Source organism: Pseudomonas sp. IT-P253 (genome assembly GCF_949768125.1).
In the GTDB taxonomy this organism is placed as follows: domain Bacteria; phylum Pseudomonadota; class Gammaproteobacteria; order Pseudomonadales; family Pseudomonadaceae; genus Aquipseudomonas.
Genome location: NZ_CATKPT010000001.1, coordinates 98,356 through 118,347 on the forward strand (window position 1 = coordinate 98,356; position 19,992 = coordinate 118,347).

18 protein-coding genes and 1 pseudogene are annotated in these 19,992 nt (G+C 58.5%); 11 read left to right on the forward strand and 8 right to left on the reverse strand.

Features of this window, described 5'->3' with window-relative positions:
* Positions 1–2: 2 nt before the first annotated feature.
* Positions 3–1,529 carry a PLP-dependent aminotransferase family protein gene (locus ACM6IR_RS00435; RefSeq protein ID WP_414905869.1) on the reverse strand — a complete coding sequence of 509 codons (1,527 nt, stop codon included), beginning with the start codon at positions 1,527–1,529 and terminating at the stop codon, positions 3–5.
* A 90-nt stretch (positions 1,530–1,619) separates the two neighbouring features.
* On the opposite strand from ACM6IR_RS00435, the gene ACM6IR_RS00440 reads away from it, so the two are divergent.
* Genes ACM6IR_RS00440 through ACM6IR_RS00450 form a run of 3 tightly spaced genes read left to right on the forward strand, consistent with a single transcriptional unit; the run spans position 1,620 to position 3,388 of the window.
* Complete coding sequence (locus ACM6IR_RS00440; RefSeq protein WP_414905870.1) at positions 1,620–2,243, forward strand: FMN-binding negative transcriptional regulator; 624 nt, start codon at positions 1,620–1,622, stop codon at positions 2,241–2,243.
* Positions 2,244–2,252: 9 nt separating this feature from the next.
* Positions 2,253–2,699 (forward strand): GNAT family N-acetyltransferase, encoded by a 447-nt coding sequence (locus ACM6IR_RS00445; RefSeq protein WP_414905871.1) that lies wholly within the window; start codon positions 2,253–2,255, stop codon positions 2,697–2,699.
* A gap of 17 nt (positions 2,700–2,716) precedes the next feature.
* Positions 2,717–3,388, forward strand: coding sequence for a GNAT family N-acetyltransferase (locus tag ACM6IR_RS00450; protein ID WP_414905872.1), 672 nt, complete (start codon positions 2,717–2,719; stop codon positions 3,386–3,388).
* Between the two features lie 158 nt (positions 3,389–3,546).
* On the opposite strand, the gene ACM6IR_RS00455 is transcribed toward ACM6IR_RS00450, so the two are convergent.
* On the reverse strand, positions 3,547–3,825 hold the full coding sequence (locus ACM6IR_RS00455; RefSeq protein WP_414905873.1) for a helix-turn-helix domain-containing protein: 279 nt from the start codon (positions 3,823–3,825) through the stop codon (positions 3,547–3,549).
* Complete coding sequence (locus ACM6IR_RS00460) at positions 3,822–5,174, reverse strand: HipA domain-containing protein (RefSeq protein ID WP_414905874.1); 1,353 nt, start codon at positions 5,172–5,174, stop codon at positions 3,822–3,824. The genes ACM6IR_RS00455 and ACM6IR_RS00460 overlap by 4 nt, the downstream gene beginning before the upstream one ends.
* A 795-nt stretch (positions 5,175–5,969) precedes the next feature.
* Between ACM6IR_RS00460 and ACM6IR_RS00465 the strand changes: the two are divergent.
* A pseudogene (locus ACM6IR_RS00465) lies at positions 5,970–7,001 on the forward strand (autotransporter domain-containing protein); the annotation flags it as partial.
* A gap of 76 nt (positions 7,002–7,077) precedes the next feature.
* Here the strand turns inward: ACM6IR_RS00465 and oadA are convergent.
* Entirely contained in the window at positions 7,078–8,886 is a 1,809-nt protein-coding gene (gene oadA, locus ACM6IR_RS00470) for a sodium-extruding oxaloacetate decarboxylase subunit alpha (RefSeq protein ID WP_414905875.1), read from the reverse strand.
* A gap of 11 nt (positions 8,887–8,897) precedes the next feature.
* On the reverse strand, positions 8,898–10,313 hold the full coding sequence (locus ACM6IR_RS00475; protein WP_414905876.1) for an acetyl-CoA carboxylase biotin carboxylase subunit: 1,416 nt from the start codon (positions 10,311–10,313) through the stop codon (positions 8,898–8,900).
* Positions 10,314–10,502: 189 nt separating this feature from the next.
* On the opposite strand from ACM6IR_RS00475, the gene ACM6IR_RS00480 reads away from it, so the two are divergent.
* Positions 10,503–11,465: a LysR family transcriptional regulator gene (locus tag ACM6IR_RS00480; protein ID WP_414905877.1), complete on the forward strand. Its 963-nt coding sequence runs from the start codon at positions 10,503–10,505 to the stop codon at positions 11,463–11,465.
* On the opposite strand, the gene ACM6IR_RS00485 is transcribed toward ACM6IR_RS00480, so the two are convergent.
* From ACM6IR_RS00485 to uraH, 3 genes are all read right to left on the reverse strand, one after another.
* On the reverse strand, positions 11,407–11,619 hold the full coding sequence (locus ACM6IR_RS00485) for a PA3496 family putative envelope integrity protein (protein WP_414905878.1): 213 nt from the start codon (positions 11,617–11,619) through the stop codon (positions 11,407–11,409). The two genes, ACM6IR_RS00480 and ACM6IR_RS00485, sit on opposite strands and share 59 nt — an antisense overlap.
* A gap of 228 nt (positions 11,620–11,847) precedes the next feature.
* Positions 11,848–12,714: a transcriptional regulator HexR gene (gene hexR / locus ACM6IR_RS00490; RefSeq protein ID WP_008027445.1), complete on the reverse strand. Its 867-nt coding sequence runs from the start codon at positions 12,712–12,714 to the stop codon at positions 11,848–11,850.
* A 252-nt stretch (positions 12,715–12,966) separates the two neighbouring features.
* Positions 12,967–13,320, reverse strand: a complete 354-nt coding sequence (gene uraH, locus ACM6IR_RS00495) for a hydroxyisourate hydrolase (RefSeq protein ID WP_010456673.1) — start codon at positions 13,318–13,320, stop codon at positions 12,967–12,969.
* A 430-nt stretch (positions 13,321–13,750) separates the two neighbouring features.
* Between uraH and puuE the strand changes: the two genes are divergently transcribed.
* From puuE to ACM6IR_RS00525, 6 genes are all read left to right on the forward strand, one after another.
* A complete protein-coding gene (puuE, locus tag ACM6IR_RS00500; RefSeq protein ID WP_414905879.1) occupies positions 13,751–14,677 on the forward strand; it encodes an allantoinase PuuE in 927 nt (308 codons plus the stop codon).
* Positions 14,674–15,189, forward strand: a complete 516-nt coding sequence (uraD, locus tag ACM6IR_RS00505) for a 2-oxo-4-hydroxy-4-carboxy-5-ureidoimidazoline decarboxylase (RefSeq protein ID WP_414905880.1) — start codon at positions 14,674–14,676, stop codon at positions 15,187–15,189. The genes puuE and uraD overlap by 4 nt, the downstream gene beginning before the upstream one ends.
* A gap of 88 nt (positions 15,190–15,277) precedes the next feature.
* Positions 15,278–16,273: an allantoicase gene (gene alc, locus ACM6IR_RS00510; RefSeq protein ID WP_150656316.1), complete on the forward strand. Its 996-nt coding sequence runs from the start codon at positions 15,278–15,280 to the stop codon at positions 16,271–16,273.
* 118 nt (positions 16,274–16,391) lie between these two features.
* Positions 16,392–16,895, forward strand: coding sequence for an ureidoglycolate lyase (locus tag ACM6IR_RS00515; protein WP_007898831.1), 504 nt, complete (start codon positions 16,392–16,394; stop codon positions 16,893–16,895).
* Positions 16,896–16,945: 50 nt separating this feature from the next.
* Positions 16,946–18,247, forward strand: coding sequence for a urate hydroxylase PuuD (locus ACM6IR_RS00520; RefSeq protein ID WP_414905881.1), 1,302 nt, complete (start codon positions 16,946–16,948; stop codon positions 18,245–18,247).
* Positions 18,248–18,399: 152 nt separating this feature from the next.
* A complete protein-coding gene (locus ACM6IR_RS00525) occupies positions 18,400–19,758 on the forward strand; it encodes a nucleobase:cation symporter-2 family protein (protein ID WP_414905882.1) in 1,359 nt (452 codons plus the stop codon).
* The last annotated feature ends 234 nt before the right edge of the window (positions 19,759–19,992 follow it).

A 19,992-nucleotide genomic window follows, 5' to 3' on the forward strand; every position in this document is an offset into this window, starting at 1 on the left:
CGTTATCGACGCCAGATTTTTTCCAGACGCCCGAGCGCTTCGCTGATCGCCGCCTCGGGCACCGCTGCAAAACCGAGGACCAGCCCCACTCGCTGGTCCACGGGTTTTTGCGAGTCCGGTAACCAGTAGCTGCTCAGCGCATTGATCTCGACATCGATGCTGGCGGCTTTTTCAATCAGTTCGCGCTCACGGGCCAGCGTGTCGACTGCCACGGTCAAGTGCAAACCTGCCGCCACTGCGGGCAGGCTGCCAACACCTTGGATGTTCTGCGGCCATCCGGCCAACAATGTGTTACGTCGGCTCAGTGCTGCACGGCGCATGCGGCGGATGTGGCGCTGGAAATGCCCGGCGGCCATGAACTCGGCCATTACCGCTTGAGTGCTCACCTCGGAATGCCGGACATCCACCGCCCGACGCTGAGAGAACGCCGCGACCAGCGCCGGGGGCAAAACCAGATACCCCAAACGCAGAGCCGGGAAAGCGACTTTGCCAAAGGTCCCGACGTACAAAACCCGTCCCTGACGATCCAGTGCGGCCAAGGGCGCCAGCGGCGCGCCGCTGTAACGGTATTCGCCATCGTAGTCGTCTTCGACAATCCAGCCTTGGGCGCGCTCGGCCCAGGCCAGCAATTCCAGGCGACGCGCCAGACTCATGACCACCCCTGTCGGGTACTGATGCGACGGTGTGACGTACGCCAGACGACAATCGCCCAGTGCCGCCAACTCGGTGCAGTCAATGCCCTCACTGTCCACCGCCACCCCCTGCAATCGCGCTCCTGCCACCGCGAACGCATGACCGGCCGCCCGATACCCGGGATTCTCGATACCCACCACATCACCCGGTTCCACCAGCAATTGCGCACACAGGCTGATCCCCTGTTGTGCGCCACTGGTGATCACAATTTGCTCCGCCGTGCACTGCATGCCACGAGAGCTGCGCAAATACGCCGCGATCATTGCACGCAAGCGCGCATCCCCTTCGGGCGCGCCATAACACAGCTGCTGCAAATCGGGCTTGCGCCAGAACGCCGCGTTCAGCTTGGCCCACACCTCGAACGGGAAAAGATCGAATGCCGGAACGCCCACTCGAAAAGCCCGGGGCGGGCCACTCGGGGGCGTCGCCAAATGGTTCTTTTCAACCCGCTCCAAGGCACCGCTATAAACGACGGTGCTGGACGGGACCACCGGTAACTCCGCCCCCGGTGTGGATGAGGCCGTGGCTAGCCTTTTGGCGATTTTTTTCACCGGCAATGACGCCTGAGGCAATTGCGCCACATACGTCCCGTCACCTACCCGCCCCTCGATAAACCCTTCGGCGTAGAGCTGATCGTAGGCTCGGACCACGCTGTTGCGTGAAATCGCCAAGGCCGCTGCCAGATCCCGACTGGCTGGCAAACGCGTGCCACTGGCCAGCCGCCCGTCGAGCACGCGCACGCGCAAGGCCTGATAGAGCTGCCGACTCAGCCCCTGGCGACGGTCGAGTTCGATCCCCGCGGGGTTGAATGATAAGGACAGTGGTTCGCTGGACATAGCATTGGACCTATGAAATTGATCGGTAATGGCTCTTACAACAGACCAATAGCCTGCCTACGATGCAGGCATTCGCCAAGGAAAATTTACATGTATACGCCAAGCGCTTTTGCCATCGACGATTTGAATGAACTGCACCAGCAGATACTCGGCACTCGCCTTGCCATGGTGGTCACTCATGGGGAACAAGGCCTGCAAGCCAGTCATCTGCCCCTGCTGTTCAGCCCCGACCAAGGCCCGAATGGCACCCTCTACGGCCACTTCGCCCGGGCCAATCCACAGTGGAAGGAATTGCAAAACGGCGCTGAGGCATTGGTGATATTTGCCGGCGCCGATGCGTATGTAAGCCCGGGGTTTTACCCGAGCAAAGCCGAGCACGGCAAAGTCGTACCCACCTGGAACTACGTCGCCGTGCACGCCTACGGCACGGCAGAGGTGTTCACCGAGGCCGATCGCCTGCGCAATCTGGTCAGCGCGTTAACCGATCGTCATGAAGCCGGTCGCGCCCAACCGTGGAAAGTCGCCGATGCCCCCGCCGACTATATCGACGGCATGCTCAAAGCCATCGTCGGTTTTGCCTTGCCTGTCCAACGCCTGGAAGGCAAACGCAAGCTCAGCCAGAACCGCAGCACCGCAGACATCGCCGGTGTGCGCGAGGGGCTCGCCGCCAGCCCCGACGTGCACGACCAAGCCCTCGCCCACTTGATGCGTTAAGGAACGAACATGAGTCAGATCGACATCCGCCAGGTCACCGCCGACGATCACGCCGCATGGCTGCCGCTATGGCAAGCCTACCTGCGCTTCTACAACACTGAACTGCCCGAGGCGGTCACGCAAAGCACCTGGCAGCGCATGCTCGATCCGAACGAACCGACTCATTCGGCATTGGCGTGGGTCGATGGCAACGCGGTGGGCATGGTGAACTTCATCTACCATCGTTCGAACTGGAGCATTGAAAACTCCTGCTACCTGCAAGATTTACTGGTAACGCCCGAAACCCGCGGCACCGGCGTCGGCCGGCAACTGATCGAATTCGTTTACGCCACCGCCAAAGCCGACGGTTGCTGCAAGGTCCACTGGCTGACCCATGAAACCAATGCCACCGCGATCCAGCTCTACGAGCGCATTGCCGAACGTCCCGGTTTCATCCAGTTTCGCAAAGCCATTTAAGGCTCAAGGAGAACAGCATGTCGATTTCACTCGCGGACTGGAAAGGCGTCCCGGCGCCGACGGTTCAAACCATCGAAGGACGTTTCATCCGCCTGGAAAAACTCGACCCGGCGCGCCATGCCGACGGGTTGTGGAGCGCCCTGAAAGGCCCGGGTTCCGATCCAAAACTCTGGGACTATCTGCCTTACGGTCCCTTCCCGGAGCGTAGCGCATTCAACGATTGGCTGAACAATCATGCCGCCGCCAGTGATCCGTATTTCTTCAGCGTGATCGACCGTGCCAGCGGTGACGTGCAAGGCATCCTCAGTTTGATGTCGATCGTCCCGGCACAAGGCCGCATCGAAATCGGCCACGTGACGTTTGGTGCACCGATGCAGCGCTCGCCTAAAAGCACGGAGGCGATTTATCTGCTGGCGAAGGAGTCGTTTGCCCTGGGTTATCGGCGTCTCGAGTGGAAGTGCAACAACGGCAACGCCCGCTCCAAGTACGCGGCCGAACGGCTGGGGTTCAGTTTTGAAGGGGTGTTCCGCCAGCACATGGTGGTGAAAGGACAGAACCGCGACACGGCTTGGTATTCGATTCTGGATTCGGAATGGCCGGCGATTGGCGCGGGGTTTGAGCGCTGGTTGAGCGATGAGAACCAGACGGATTCGGGGCAGGTGAAAACCTTGGTCGAGTGTCGCGGGTAAATCATTGGCGCCTGGGCCTACGCCTTCACGGGCAAGCGTCGCTCCGACAGGGATGTTGCCGAACACAACTGTGTGAACGCCCCCAAACCTTAGGAGCGAGCGATGCGGCGATCCGACTTGCCCGCGAAGCTTTTGATGCACCTCCAAATAGAGTGTGCTCAGCTAATATCTCGACGGATCCGCACCACGCCCATCTTCAATCCAAACGGTCTGAACACCGCATTCAGTGACTTCAGCGTTTGATTCCCTTCGCCATGCTCGATATGCACCAGTGTGCGCACTGAGATTTTGCACATCTTTGCAAACTGGGTCTGGTGCAAACCAGTGACTTCCACTCGCAAGCGGCGGACTGCATCACCGATTTCGAGAGTGCCTTGCACCAGCGCTTCTTGGATGTTTTCGATGAGCACAGTGCGCTCGGCAACGGTCATGCTCATTTCAGGTCCCACTCTTTAAAACGCTGTTCCAGATTTTTCAATGCAATGTGCGGGTGATTCATGGTCACGTCAGGCAAGCCGCTGGCCGCTAGAATGTCGGGAAGCGCCATCAGTCGCTTCGCATCCTCGCGCAGTCGCTCAAAAGAATCCTGCGAATCACTCAATGCTGCCAGCGGATCATTCGGATCAGCAATGTCGGCCAAGGCACGGCAAACCCCACGCCAATCAACGTCACCCGCACTTTCCAGGTCTTTTGGCCACTTGGTAGTGCGTGTCACGCCTTCATCGTCCATTACCATCGGCGCCAGGTCATAGATCGGTGCCAGACGAAACGAGGAAGCTTCGCGAATGATTGCGGTGTTGCGTCCATGGTTATCCGAGTTACCAAGAATCTTGTTGAGCAAATCCCGACGCAAGTAGTCGGCAACCAGCTCCGGAATCTGCATCGCTTGGCCTGCGTCCCGCCAGAGTCCGGCAAGTAACCGGATAACTTCCATATGGTTCATCCGGCTACCCGGCGTGGTTACGTCCGCCAATGAGTAGATTGACTCAACGGCAAAGCGCTCGACGCCATGAGGGGTCACCTGACGGTCAAAACGCTGCATCCACAAGCTGGGTTTGGTCGCTTCTTCCAAAGCCAAACCTAGTGCCGCCACCGTCTCGATCCCCAGAGTTTGTAGCGCCTTGTAATAGTGGTATTCGCTTCTGAGAATGTCTTGATCAGTCGTATTCCCCTTATTGCGAGCGAATTTTACAAACCAATGCTGGGTGACGTCTGTGTCGTCCAATACGGCATCAGGGTATAAAAGTCCGTCCTTAGCCTGAGCCAACAAGAGTTTTGGCGCCTCGCCACCTGCGCCCGTTGCGCCGCCAATGGCAGCGCCCTGCTCATAGGCGTACTCGAGAAATCTATTGTCGCGAATAATGACGTCATGCCGCTTAAACCCCATCGGCTGACGTTGGTCCACTGCCTCCGCAGACTCCTTTATCCGCATGCTGCCAATAGGTGCCGGAGTGCTTCTGGACAGTAAGTAGAGGTCGGCACTCATGTCATCGGGCTTGTCACGACCTATGTGTGCCAGAAGAAATTTCCTGGCAGCACCGGCAGGTGCAATGTCATGCAGAAATGCTGGTGCTTTCGATCGCTTACCTTCCCAGTCCAAAGGAAACCTGGCACTCACTGCCTTGGCAAAGGGTGCACCAATACCCTCAATGTTTTCGACGAGATAGGGGGTTTCGTAGCCGAAGTTGCACCGGCTTTCGAAACCTTCTTCAGGGCTGTCGAAGCTTAAGACCATGGCGTCGTGCCATTTCCCTGTAGTGAAGATCTGTAGCGTCAGGTTGTACATGCCATCATCACCTGCATTTAAATGCATTTCTTTGAGATTTTTTAAGTCATGAACGCAATATAGTGCATTTTTCTCTTCCCAAACATCCTAAAAAACGCATTAAAATGCACATACAAAGTTACTAGACCCTTAAAACTGCAATATAGTGCAGATTAAAATAGAGCACGTACATCAGTCAGCTGCTTGACGCGACAGGCGTTTATGGTTGGTGGCAAGGCAATTTAGGGTGGATGGCCGTTCGCCAGATCGCGACAGCCTAATGCTGGAGACAGGTTTGGATCTGGGTATCTCGGCGCATCATTCGGTGTGTTGGTTTTAGTGAAGAGATCGGGAGTAATAGCCAGAATCATGGGGTGATTGGGCAGTGGCAGATGAGTTTTTGAGCCGTATGAAACAGGTCGCTCCTGAAAAGTTGTAGGCAGGTTTACCCACCCATGGAGTCCGATGCACACGCAGGCTTCTGTGTTGGATTTTAGCTACAACCAAAATTCCAAGCCCCTGCAAAAATCCCGGAAATGCCCGGCATTCAAGCACAGGGCCGACCTCATAACGTTCGATCTCCCGAAAACGAGGTCGTACTCAATGCCCATACCGTTCATTTATCGCCCAAAGCAATTTGCCTTGGCGATCGCCCTCACCCTTGGCAGCATCGAAGTGTCCATGGCTCAGCAAGCGGAGCCTGATGCCGCTGTCGTAACACCCGCCAAGAAGAAACCTACCGCTCCCAAGCGTAAAAAAAATGATCCGTCTGAGGCTGAGCTCGCCCTGTCCCCGACCGAACCCGTAGTCGAAGACGCGCTCTTCACCGCCCTGCTCAGCGCCGATGACGCCACTTTCGAGATCGCTCTGGAACAACTGATTGGTGGCAACAACGCCAACCTCGCCAAGGCAACCTTGAACAGCGACGCTCCTATCAGCGCCACCCTGCTCTCGGCCATGCGCCAACTGGACAACGCCGCAGGCAATGGCAGTCAGAAAAATACTCCACGTATGGCCGCCGGTAACGAACACAACGGCAGAGTCTGGCTGCAAGCCCTGGGTCACAGCGGAACGCTGGATCGCGACTACGACGCCCTGAAACATTCCACCCACGGTCTGGTGCTGGGCGCAGATTGGGGCATCGATGAGGAATGGCGTCTGGGTGTGATGGGGGGTAAGTCTGAGACTCGTCTGGATAGCCATGGACTCGACGGCGATCTCGACAGCTGGCACTTGGGCGCCTACGCCCTGCGTCAGAATGGCCCCCTGTCGCTGCGCCTCGGTGCGACCTTCAGCAGCCACGACGGCAGCACCAAGCGCCGGGTTGCCTTCAACGGTTTCAGCGACCGCCCCGAAGGGCGTTACGATGCCAACACCCAACAGCTCTTTGCGGAACTAGGTCTCAACCTGGGCCGGGCCAACCTCAGCATCGAACCGTTCGCCAGCCTTGGCTACCAACGTTATCAGCGCGACGGTTACACGGAAAAAGGTGGTGCAGCTTCGCTGAAAGTACACGGGCAGACCCAGAACAACCTAAACAGCACATTTGGCTTACGCTTGGCGAAGCTCAATACTCTGGATAACGGCATGCAGCTGACACCGCGATTCAGCGCCGGCTGGAAACACACGTACGGCGAGGTCCACAGCGATACCCGACAACGATTGGTAACAGAAGAGCAAAACTTTACCGTTTCCGGTGCGCCACTGGATCGGGACAGTCTGCAGCTGGATACAGGTCTGGAACTCGGTTTATCAGCCAAACATACCTTGGGCGTAGGCCTGTACGGTGAGATCGGCAACGACAGCCGAACCCATGGCGTGACGGGTCAGTGGCGAATGAGCTTCTAACCCACAAATCCAGGACAAAAAAAAGGGGAGCACATGCCCCCCCGAGGTTTAAAGCGGTGTTATCTCGGCTGTTAACTCAGCCTTCGATCTCGATCAGGATTTCGCCCGGGTTTACCCGGTCGCCCTTGGCCACGTGAATGGCGGTGACTTTGCCGGCGATGGCCGATTGAACTTCGGTTTCCATTTTCATCGCTTCGGTGATCAGCACGGCCTGGCCGGCCTTGACGGTGTCGCCTTCCTTGACCAGTACGTCGACGATGTTGCCCGGCATGGTGGTGCTGACGTGGCCCGGTGCAGTGGCTTGCTTGCGCTTGCTGCCGCCGCCGCTGACGAATTCGTTGAGCGGTTCGAACACCACTTCTTCCGGCATGCCGTCGATGGACAGGTAGAAGTGACGCTTGCCTTCGGCCTTGACGCCGACACCGGTGATGTCGACGCGGTAGGTTTCACCGTGGACGTCGATAACGAACTCGGTCGGTACGCCTTCGCCACCGGCCGAGCTCACGCCGCCCACTTCCGGAATCGGCAACAGCACTTCAGGTGTCAGGGTGCCGGCAGCGCGTTCCTCGAGGAACTTGCGGCCGATGTCCGGGAACATGGCGTAGGTCAGCACGTCTTCTTCGGACTTGGCCAGGTTGCCGATATCGGCACGCAGCTTGGTCATTTCCGGCTTGAGCAAATCGGCTGGACGGACGTCGATCACTTCTTCGCTGCCGATGGCCTGACGACGCAATTGTTCGTTCACGGCGCCCGGTGCCTTGCCGTAGCCACCTTGCAGATAGAGCTTCACTTCGTTGGTGATGGTCTTGTAGCGCTCACCGGCCAGCACGTTGAAGAACGCCTGGGTACCAACGATCTGCGAGGTCGGTGTCACCAGCGGCGGGAAACCAAGGTCTTCACGCACGCGCGGGATTTCGGCCAGCACTTCGCTCATGCGGTTCAGCGCGCCCTGCTCTTTCAACTGGTTGGCCAGGTTGGAAATCATCCCGCCCGGTACCTGGTTGACTTGCACACGGGTGTCGACGGCGGTGAATTCGCTTTCGAACTGGTGGTACTTTTTGCGCACGGCGTAGAAGTACAGGCCGATCTCTTGCAGCAGTTCCAGGTTCAGGCCGGTGTCGAATTCGCTGCCTTTAAGGGCGGCAACCATCGACTCGGTGCCCGGATGGCTGGTGCCCCAGGCGAAGCTGGAGATCGCGGTGTCGATGTGGTCGGCACCGTTTTCGATGGCCTTGAGTTGGCACATGGCAGCCAGGCCAGCGGTGTCGTGCGAGTGAATGAACACGGGCAGCGACTGTTCGGATTTCAACGCCTTGACCAGTTCGCCGGTGGCGTACGGGGTCAACAGACCGGCCATGTCCTTGATCGCTACAGAATCGCAACCCATGGCTTCCATTTGCTTGGCTTGCGCCACGAAGGCATCGATGGTGTGTACCGGGCTGGTGGTGTAAGCGATGGTGCCTTGAGCGTGTTTGCCCGCTGCTTTTACTGCTTCGATGGCCACTCGCAGGTTACGCACGTCGTTCATTGCATCAAAGATACGGAACACGTCGATGCCGTTGACCGCGGCCTTGGCGACGAAGGCTTTGACCACGTCGTCGCTGTAGTGGCGGTAGCCCAGCAGGTTCTGGCCACGCAGGAGCATTTGCAGGCGTGTGTTAGGCAGTGCCGCGCGCAGTTGGCGCAGACGCTCCCACGGGTCTTCTTTGAGGAAACGAACGCAGGCGTCAAATGTTGCACCGCCCCAGACTTCCAGCGACCAGTAGCCGACTTTGTCGAGCTTGTCGCAGATCGGCAGCATGTCTTCGGTGCGCATGCGCGTGGCGAGCAGCGATTGGTGAGCGTCGCGCAGGATTGTGTCGGTAACGTAGATTTGTTTGCTCATTGTTCTATTCCTCACAGGCCTGCGTAGGCGGCGATGGCGGCGGCGATGGCCAGGGCCAGCTCTTCGGGTTTGCGCTTGATCGAGTAGTTGGTCAGTTCAGGGTGGCTTTCTACAAAGCTGGTGTTGAACTGGCCGCTACGGAATTCCGGGTTGCGCAGGATTTCCTGATAGTAGGCTGCGGTGGTCTTGACCCCTTGCAGACGCATGTCGTCGAGGGCACGCAAGCCACGGTCCATCGCCTCTTCCCAGGTCAACGCCCACACCACCAGTTTCAGGCACATCGAGTCGTAGAACGGCGGAATGGTGTAACCGGTATAGATCGCCGTGTCGGTACGCACACCGGGGCCGCCGGGCGCGTAGTAACGGGTGATCTTGCCGAAGCTCGGCAGGAAATTGTTTTTCGGGTCTTCAGCGTTGATCCGGAACTGCAGCGCGAAACCACGGTGCTGGATGTCTTCCTGTTTCACCGAGAGCGGCAGGCCCGAGGCAATGCGGATCTGCTCACGGACAATGTCGATGCCGGTGATTTCTTCGGTGATGGTGTGTTCCACCTGCACCCGGGTGTTCATCTCCATGAAGTAGACCTCGCCCTCGGCGAGCAGGAACTCCACGGTGCCGGCATTCTCATAACCCACGGCCCTGGCTGCACGCACCGACAGGTCGCCAATGTAGGCGCGCTGTTCCGGGGTCAGTTGCGGGCTCGGGGCGATTTCGATGAGCTTCTGGTTACGGCGCTGGATCGAGCAGTCACGCTCGAACAGGTGCACCACGTTGCCAAAGCTGTCGCCAAGGATCTGCGCTTCGATGTGCTTCGGATTAACGATGCATTTTTCCAGGAACACTTCCGCCGAACCGAAGGCCTTGGTGGCTTCGGAAATCACCCGGGGGAAAGCCTGTTCGAGTTCTTCGCGGCTGTTGCAGCGACGGATACCGCGGCCGCCACCACCGGAGGTGGCCTTGAGCATGACCGGGTAACCGATGCGGTCGCCTTCGGTCAGGGCTTCGGCGATGTCCGCGACGTTGCCTTCGGTGCCAGGGGTGACGGGCACGCCCGCCTTGATCATGCTGCGGCGCGCTTCGGTCTTGTCGCCCATGCGGCGAATCACTTCAGCCGATGGTCCAATGAACTTGATGCCGCGCTCTGCGCAAATATCGGCCAGTTCAGCGTTTTCCGAGAGAAAACCGTAGCCGGGATGCAATGCGTCGCAACCGGTTTCCACCGCCAGATTCACCAGCTTGCGCGGGTTCAGGTAACCGGCCAGCGGCTCGGCACCAATACTGTGGGCCTCGTCCGCACGCTTCACATGCAAGGCATGACGGTCGGCGTCGGAATAGATCGCGACCGAGCGAATGCCCATCTCGGCGCAGGCACGCACGATTCGTACGGCAATCTCACCACGGTTGGCGATCAGGATCTTTTTTATCACTTGGAGGTTCCCTTGAGCCGGTGGTACCCACGACCTGCTAGACCAGGTCGACGCGTGACCAAATGTTTCAATTCAGTCGCGACACCACACTAGCGCCCACAAGGGATTAACAAAAATGAATAATTATTGGGATAGGCATAAGTAAAGACTTATAGTTGATGCATCAGCCTGCGGACAGAGTTACTAAAAATGCGTAAGTCCTTGATGCGTATGACATTACGTCAATTACAAATCTTCAACGAGGTCTGTGATTTGCGGTCCTACAGCCGTGCGGCTGACGAAATGTCGCTCACACAACCTGCCGTGAGCCTACAGATTCGTCAACTTGAGGAGCTGATCGGTCAGCCATTATTCGATTATGTGGGCAAAAAGCTCTATATGACCGAGGCCGCCGAAGCCCTTCAACGGGCGAGTCGCGACATTTTCGGCCGCCTGGAAAACCTCGACATGCAGCTCTCGGACATGCAGGGATCACTGCAGGGCCAGCTGAAACTGGCAGTGGAATCCAGCGCCAAGTATTTTGTGCCGCATCTGTTTGCTGCGTTCAAGCGCCAGCATCCGGAAGTGAATCTGCACCTGACGGTGGTGAATCGCGGCCAGGTCATTCGGCGCCTATCGGACAACCGCGATGACTTGGTCATCATGTCGATGGTGCCACAGGACATGGGACTGGAGTTTCTGCCCTTTCTCAACAACCCGATCGTTGCCGTGGCTCCGCCCGACCACCCACTGAGCCACATGGGCCCTCTGCGCTTGCAAGACCTCGAGCCTTACACACTACTGCTACGCGAGTCCGGTTCCGGTACGCGACTGGCGTGCGAGGAGTATTTCAAAGAGAAACGCGTGCACTTCACGCAGACCCAGGAGGTCGCTTCGGCTGAAGCCCAGCGTGAATGCGTATTGGCGGGTCTGGGCCTGGCGCTGTTGACGCGCCACGCCCTGAACCTTGAGTTGGCGACCGGCGCACTGATCGAGCTGCCGGTCGAAGAATTGCCGCTGTATCGCAGCTGGTGCCTGGTGCAAGCCAAGGCTAAACGGCTGTCACCGGTAGCTCACGCATTCCTTGCGTTTATCCGCAGCGAGCGAGTACAGATCAGCGCGCTGGTTGAGCGTTTCGACGGGAAGTTACCGGTGCTGCCTGCCAGTAATTAAGTTCCAGTCCGTCAGGAAAATCGCCAATCTCAGCCAGAAGCTGGCGGCGTTCGCAGCGATCTTCGATAGCGCGGCGAAATACCATGCGGCGCCGATCTTCCTGCTGGCGACGGGTTTTGACAGCACTGTTGCGTTCTTCGTAGGGCTGGGCCATTTCTAGTCTCCCAAGGCGAGTACGGGAGTTTCAAGATAGGCGCGGGGGATGACGGTTTGGCGGCTCGGACGTTACAGACTGATGAAAGTTGCCGGTGGCAGTGGTGTGTTCAAGGATGCCATCGCGAGCAGGCTCGCACACATTTGAACTGTGGCGTGCACAAATCCCACGTGTGCGAGCCTGCTCGCGATAAGACCGGAACGACCTTCCAGCCATTTCAGATCAGCATCAATCGTCGAGCGCTTTCACTGACTTGGGCGACAACCGCAAGCTGCGCAGGCTGCGCTTGACGCTCTTGAGGTGATTGACCAGGCTCGGCCCGCGCGCCATGGCCACGCCCATTGCCAAGACGTCGATCACCACCAGGTGAGCGATACGCGAGGTCAACGGCGTATAGATTTCGGTGTCTTCGTGCACATCGATCGCCAGATTGACGGTCGACAGCTCTGCCAGCGGCGTCTGGCTCGGGCACAACGTGATCAGCGACGCACCACTCTCACGCACCAGGTTGGCCGTGATCAACAGGTCTTTGGAGCGCCCGGACTGGGAAATACAGATGGCGACGTCGGTCGGCTTCAGGGTTACCGCCGACATCGCCTGCATGTGCGGGTCGGAATACGCTGCCGCGGTCAGCAGCAAACGGAAGAACTTGTGCTGGGCATCCGCCGCCACCGCGCCCGACGCACCAAAGCCATAGAATTCGACGCGCTGCGCCTGGGACATGAGTGACACAGCACGCTGCAACTCCACCGGATCGAGCTTCTCGCGAACCTCCATCAGGGTGTGCAAGGTGGTATCGAAAATTTTCAGGCTGTAGTCAGCAACCGAATCGTCTTCATGGATCGCAAACTGCCCGAAGCTCGCGCCAGCCGCCAGGCTTTGCGCCAGCTTCAGCTTTAGATCCTGAAACCCGGAACACCCGATGGCTCGGCAAAAACGCACGATGGTCGGTTCGCTGATACCCACGCTGTGGGCCAGGTCGGCCATGGAACTGTGCATCACGGCTGCTGGGTCAAGCAGTACATGGTCGGCAACCTTGAGCTCCGACTTGCGTAACAGGTGGCGCGACTGGGCGATGTGTTGCAGCAGATTCAAGGGGCTGGACTCTTTGTTATTGGCAGGCGCCGGGGATGTAGCACGCTTGTAGTTATACTACATGAATTGGCTTTTTGCCCGCTCAATACGTAACTGAATTGTCTTGTTGTCCCCTATTTTGGCGGGGTGAGTCCTATGTAGCAGCGGATGCAGCCAGTGTCCGTGGATATTTTTTAGCAAAAAAAAAGCCCGCAGTGTGAGCGGGCGAAAGACCAAAGAAGCTTTATGCGCAGGATTTTTGGGGGGAAAGTCCTAGCTTCCTCTGTAGGTCGAATAGCTATACGGCGAAATCAGTAATGGCACGTGGTAGTGATCCTGTTCGGCAGAGATACCAAAACGCAGCACTACCACATCCAGGAACGCAGGTTCCGGCAGCTGAACGCCACGGGCGCGGTAGTAATCGCCCGCATGAAACTGAACCTGATAGACCCCGGAGCGGTAGTCATCACCTTGCAGCAGCGGTGCATCGACACGGCCATCGCTGTTCGTGATCGCACTGGCGACCAATTCCAGCTGCGAACCTTCAACGCGGTACAACTCGACCTTGATCGAGCTGCCCGGACAACCGTGTGCAGCGTCCAAAACGTGAGTAGTCAAACGTCCCATTGATTCTGCGCGCCTGCCTGCATCAAGCAGTCAGACCTCGCGCCTCCCGAAGTCAGTTGAAAGGAGGCCGCACCGTTTCGGAGCACGAAACGCTACGGCGAGCGATTGATTAAGACACTTTTTAAAAAAATTGTACACAATAAAAACGACATTTTTACCGCAAACACCGGCATCCGCCATTTGTGCACGAATCTGTAGCCAAACCAGGCGACCAGCGGCTCAACGATCCATTAGCTGACCACTCAGGCAGATTTCTTGCACGGGCCACTCCTGGAGCAGCTAATGATGACAGCTCATCAAAAATGCAAAAATTCAGGCTTACAAAGTGAATATAAAGTTGTATACAATCACCCCATCGCTGTGACGCCAGCCTGTCATCTCACCGCCAGGCCGCCACACAACCTGTCAACGAATAAGAAGGAAGACTGCAGTGAGCGCTGACTACCCACGCGACCTGATCGGTTACGGCAGTAACCCTCCTCACCCACACTGGCCGGGCAATGCCCGCATTGCCTTGTCCTTCGTACTCAATTACGAAGAAGGCGGCGAGCGCAACATCCTGCACGGCGACAAAGAGTCTGAAGCCTTCCTGTCGGAAATGGTCTCGGCACAGCCGCTGCAAGGCGCGCGCAATATGAGCATGGAATCCCTTTACGAGTATGGCAGCCGTGCCGGCGTCTGGCGGATTCTGAAACTGTTCAAGGAATTCGACATTCCGCTGACCATCTTCGCCGTGGCCATGGCCGCCCAGCGCCACCCGGATGTAATCCGCGCGATGGTCAATGCCGGCCACGAGATTTGCAGCCACGGCTACCGCTGGATCGATTACCAGTACATGGACGAAGCGCAGGAACGCGAGCACATGCTCGAAGCGATCCGCGTGCTCACTGAAATCACCGGCGAACGTCCGCTGGGCTGGTACACCGGCCGCACCGGCCCGAACACCCGTCGACTGGTGATGGAAGAAGGCGGTTTCCTCTACGACTGCGACACCTACGACGACGACCTGCCCTACTGGGAACCGAACAACCCGACCGGCAAGCCGCACCTGGTGATCCCGTACACACTGGACACCAACGACATGCGCTTCACCCAGGTCCAGGGCTTCAACAAGGGCGACGACTTCTTTGAATACCTTAAAGATGCATTCGACGTGCTGTATGCCGAAGGTGCTGAAGCACCGAAGATGTTGTCCATTGGCTTGCACTGCCGTTTGATCGGCCGTCCAGCGCGTCTGGCCTCGCTCAAACGCTTTATCGAATACGCTAAAGGTCATGAACAGGTGTGGTTCAGCCGTCGCGTCGACATCGCTCGCCACTGGCACGAAACCCACCCGTACCAAGGGGCTGCCAAATGAGCACCTTCCAAACATTGAAGCCATCGACCCTGAGCCGCGATGCATTTGTCGCCGCCTTCGCCGATGTCTATGAACATTCGCCATGGGTGGCCGAAAAAGCCTTCGACCTGGGCCAGGACGCGTCGATCGACCAGATCGAAACCCTGCACCTACGCATGAGCGACATCCTGTTGAGCGCCGATCACACCAGCCAGCTGGCCCTGATCAACGCTCACCCGGACCTGGCCGGCAAAGCCGCCGTCCAGGGCCAGCTTACCGCAGCCAGTACTCAAGAACAGTCTGGCGCGGGTATTCACCAATGCACGGCCGAAGAGTTTTCTCGCTTCACCGAGCTGAACGATGCCTACAAAGCCAAGTTCAAGTTTCCCTTCATCATGGCGGTAAAAGGCAGCAACCGGCATCAGATCCTCGCGGCGTTCGAAACGCGCATCCACAACTCGGTCGACACCGAATTCAAATGTGCGCTGGCGCAGATCAACCAAATTGCCCTGTTCCGTTTACTGACCCTATAGCAAGCATGGCCCGAGTGTTCTTGAACGCGGAAAGCACCCAGGGCCTCGCGAGTATCCCAAGCCAACTTATTAAAGGCAGACAAGAAGAATGAAAGCTTACGCCGTACCTTTCGAGAAGTTCGTCAACCTGGCCGACGCCCGCCTGGGCACCAAAATCATCTCGGTCACCGATGACTGGTTCGCAGACGCCAATCGTCTGTTCCAACCGACCCCGGCCGTGTGGAAGGAGGGCGTGTTCGATGACAACGGCAAGTGGATGGACGGCTGGGAGTCGCGCCGCAAGCGCTTCGAAGGCTACGACAGTGCCGTGATCCGCCTGGGTGTACCGGGCTCGATCAAAGGCGTGGACATCGACACTTCATTCTTCACCGGCAACTTCCCGCCGTCGGCCTCCCTGGAAGCCTGCTTCCTGGCCTCGGGCGAGCCGGACGAAAACACCCAGTGGACTGAAGTGCTTTCAGCGGTCGAGCTGCAAGGCAACAGCCACCATTTCCACGAAATCAACAACGACCAGGCCTTCAGCCACCTGCGCTTCAACATCTACCCGGATGGTGGCGTAGCCCGTCTGCGCGTTTACGGCGTTCCGTTCCGCGACTGGTCGGCTGTTGGCGACAACGAGCAAGTCGACCTGGCCGCAGCCCTGAACGGTGGCCGCGCCCTCGCCTGCTCCGACGAACACTTCGGTCGCATGAGCAACATCCTCAACCCGGGCCGTGGCATCAACATGGGCGACGGCTGGGAAACTGCACGTCGTCGCACCCCAGGCAACGACTGGGTCATCGTCGCGCTGGGCCATGCCGGCGAGATCGAGAAAGTCATCGTCGACACCCTGCACTTCAAGGGCAACTACCCGGACACTTGCTCGATCCAGGGCGCGTTCGTGAAGGGCGGTACCGACAGCCAGATCGAAACCCAATCGCTGTTCTGGCGCGAACTGCTGCCAGCGCAGAAACTGGAGATGCATGCCGAGCACACCTTCGCCGAGCAGATCAAGGCGCTGGGCCCGATCACCCACATCCGCCTGAACGTGTTCCCGGATGGCGGTGTGAGCCGCCTGCGCGTATTGGGCAAGGTCGCTAAATAAGCGGCGCGCCCTTCGCGGGCAAGCCTCGCTCCTACAGGTATCACCGACCGTAGGAGCGAGGCTCGCCCGCGAAGGCGCCAGATCAAACAACACAGAACTCAACGAAAAGAAGACCAGCATGCGCACACTGACGATTGAACCGCTGACCAAAGAAGCCTTCGCCCCTTTCGGTGACGTGATCGAAACCGACGGCAGCGATCACTTCATGATCAACAACGGTTCGACCATGCGCTTTCACAAACTGGCGACGGTTGAAACCGCCACGCCAGAGGACAAGGCAATCATCAGCATCTTCCGCGCCGACGCGCAGGACATGCCGCTGACTGTCTGCATGCTGGAGCGTCATCCGCTGGGCAGCCAGGCTTTCATTCCGCTGCTCGGCAACCCCTTTCTGATCGTGGTCGCGCCACTTGGCGATGAACCTGTATCAGGCTTGGTCCGCGCCTTCGTCACCAACGGCAGGCAGGGCATTAATTACCATCGCGGCGTCTGGCACCACCCGGTGCTGACGATCGAAAAGCGGGATGACTTCCTGGTGGTTGATCGCAGTGGCACAGGCAATAACTGCGATGAGCATTTTTTCAAAGAGGATGAGCGTTTGATCCTTGCCCCCCACCAATAAGAGAAGGTCTGATCACTCGACGACAGAGTGACAGGCGAGAGGTAAAGACTGTGGAAGCACATCTGTTGGAATGGCTGAACCTGAGCGTGCGCTGGGTTCACATGATTACTGGCGTGGCCTGGATCGGCGCGTCGTTCTATTTCGTCTGGCTGGAAAACAACCTCAATCGGGTCAACCCGAAAAATGGTCTGGCGGGCGATTTGTGGGCGATCCACGGCGGCGGTATCTACCACCTGGAAAAATACAAACTGGCCCCACCGACCATGCCGGACAACCTGCACTGGTTCAAATGGGAAGCCTATTTCACCTGGATGTCGGGGGTCGCGCTGCTGTGCGTGGTGTTCTACTCCAACCCGACGCTGTACTTGCTGGCTCCTGGCAGCAGCCTGACCGGCCCAGAAGGCGTTCTGCTGGGCATCGGCTCGCTGTTCGTCGGCTGGTTCGTCTACTCTTTCCTCTGCGACTCGGCCCTTGGAAAACGCCCTGCCCTGCTAGGCGCAATCCTGTTCGTGTTGATCATTGGCGCAGCGTATGGCTTCAGCAAAGTGTTCAGTGGTCGCGGTGCGTACCTGCACGTCGGCGCGATCATCGGCACCATCATGGTCGGCAACGTGTTCCGCATCATCATGCCCGCACAGCGCGCGCTGGTGGCGGCGATTGCCGAGAACCGCACGCCGGACCCGGCCCTGCCGGCCAAAGGTTTGCTGCGTTCGCGTCACAACAACTACTTCACCTTGCCCGTGCTGTTCATCATGATCAGCAACCACTTCCCGAGCACCTATGGCAGCCAATACAACTGGCTGATCCTGGCCGGGATCGCGGTACTGGCGGTGTTGGTGCGTCACTACTTCAACACCCGTCACGACAGCCACAAGTTTGCCTGGACCCTGCCCGTGGCAGCCGTCGGCATGATCAGCCTGGCTTACGTGACTGGCCCGGCGCCGATGAACAGCGCGCCTGAAGTGGTCAAGGCGCCAGGCACCATCGAGTACCAGCCACTGCCGGAAACGGCCCTCGGTGGTGGTGCCAAGCCTGAAGTGGCGAAACCTGCTGCACCGGCCGCCGCACCGGACCAGGCTTCGAATCAGGGCCCGGCGTTCAACAAGGTGCACAGCGTGATTCAGGAACGCTGCGCGGTGTGCCATTCGGCCAAACCGACCAGCCCGCTGTTCAGTGCTGCACCGGCCGGCGTGATGTTTGACACCCCCGAGCAGATCCGCCAGAACGCCCCGCGCATTCAGGCTCAGGCTGTTACCAGCCAGATCATGCCTCTGGGCAACATCACCCAGATGACCCAGCAGGAACGTGACCTGATCGGCGCGTGGATTGTTCAGGGAGCCCAGACCAATTAATCGTTGAAGAGCTTCGCGGGCAAGCCTCGCTCCTACGGATAGGTGTCCCTGTAGGAGCGAGCGGTGCGGCGATCCGACTTGCCCGCGAATGGCCGTGCCGCGGTCAACCTGATGCACAAAATCACAAGAATAAAAAAGATCCGAGGTGTTGCATGTCCGAGCTATCCGCAGCGCGCATCCCCGACGCACCCGCCATTCAGCGTTTGCCCCTTTTGCAATTGATCCTGGTCGGTCTGCAACATGTTTTGCTGATGTACGGCGGTGCCATCGCGGTGCCGCTGATCATCGGACAGGCCGCGGGCCTGAGTCGTGAAGAAATCGCCTTCCTGATCAACGCCGACCTGCTGGTGGCCGGGATCGCTACCGTCGTGCAGTCGCTGGGCATCGGCCCGATGGGTATCCGCATGCCGGTGATGATGGGCGCCAGTTTCGCCGCCGTTGGCAGCATGGTGGCCATGGCCGGCATGCCAGGCATCGGTCTGCAAGGGATCTTCGGCGCCACCATCGCCGCTGGTTTTTTCGGCATGCTCATTGCGCCGTTCATGTCCAAAGTCGTCCGCTTCTTCCCACCGCTGGTCACCGGCACCGTCATCACTTCGATCGGTTTGTCGCTGTTCCCGGTGGCCGTTAACTGGGCGGGTGGCGGTGCGGGTGTTGCTCAATTCGGCTCGCCCATTTACCTGGCCATCGCCGCGCTGGTGCTGGCCACCATTCTGTTGGTCCATCGCTTCATGCGCGGTTTCTGGGTCAACATTTCAGTGTTGATCGGCATGTGCCTCGGCTATGTGATCTGTGGCTTGATCGGCATGGTCGACCTCAGCGGCATGGCTCAGGCGCCCTGGGTGCAAGTCGTCACCCCGCTGCATTTCGGCCTGCCGAAGTTTGAACTCGCACCGATTCTGTCGATGTGCCTGGTGGTGGTGATCATCTTTGTCGAGTCCACCGGGATGTTCCTCGCGCTGGGCAAAATCACCGGTCAGGAAGTCTGCCCACGGATGCTGCGTCGCGGTTTGCTGTGTGATGCCGGCGCTTCGTTCTTCGCCGGTTTTTTCAACACGTTCACTCACTCCTCTTTCGCGCAGAACATCGGCCTGGTGCAGATGACCGGCGTGCGTTGCCGCTCGGTGACCATCGTCGCCGGCGGCTTGTTGGTGGTGCTGAGCCTGCTGCCGAAAGCGGCATTCCTGGTCGCCTCGATACCGCCCGCCGTACTGGGCGGCGCGGCGATTGCGATGTTCGGCATGGTGGCCGCCACCGGCATCAAGATTCTTCAGGAAGCCGACATCGGTGACCGGCGCAACCAGTTGCTGGTGGCGGTCAGCATCGGCATGGGGCTGATTCCCGTGGTTCGCCCGGAGTTTTTCGCACACTTGCCACTGTGGATGAGTCCGATCACCCACAGCGGAATTGCGATGGCGACGTTGAGTGCGTTGTCGCTGAACCTGTTGTTCAACATCCTCGGCGGCGCCGAACGCGCGGCCATGAACGACTGCCACGCCCACCCGCATTGACTCAGACAAACACACACCTGTGGGAGCGAGCCTGCTCGCGATGACGGCATGACATTCAACCTATGTGTTGACTGACCCGACGCAATCGCGAGCAGGCTCACTCCCGCAGTGGGACTACCTGCGCCTCAACAATAAAAACAAGAGGGAGCAACCGATGGCTTTTACCGACTCAAGCCTGTCGTTTTGCAACGATCGGCCATCCGCCGCCAACCGTGCCGCAAACCTGTCGTCGGT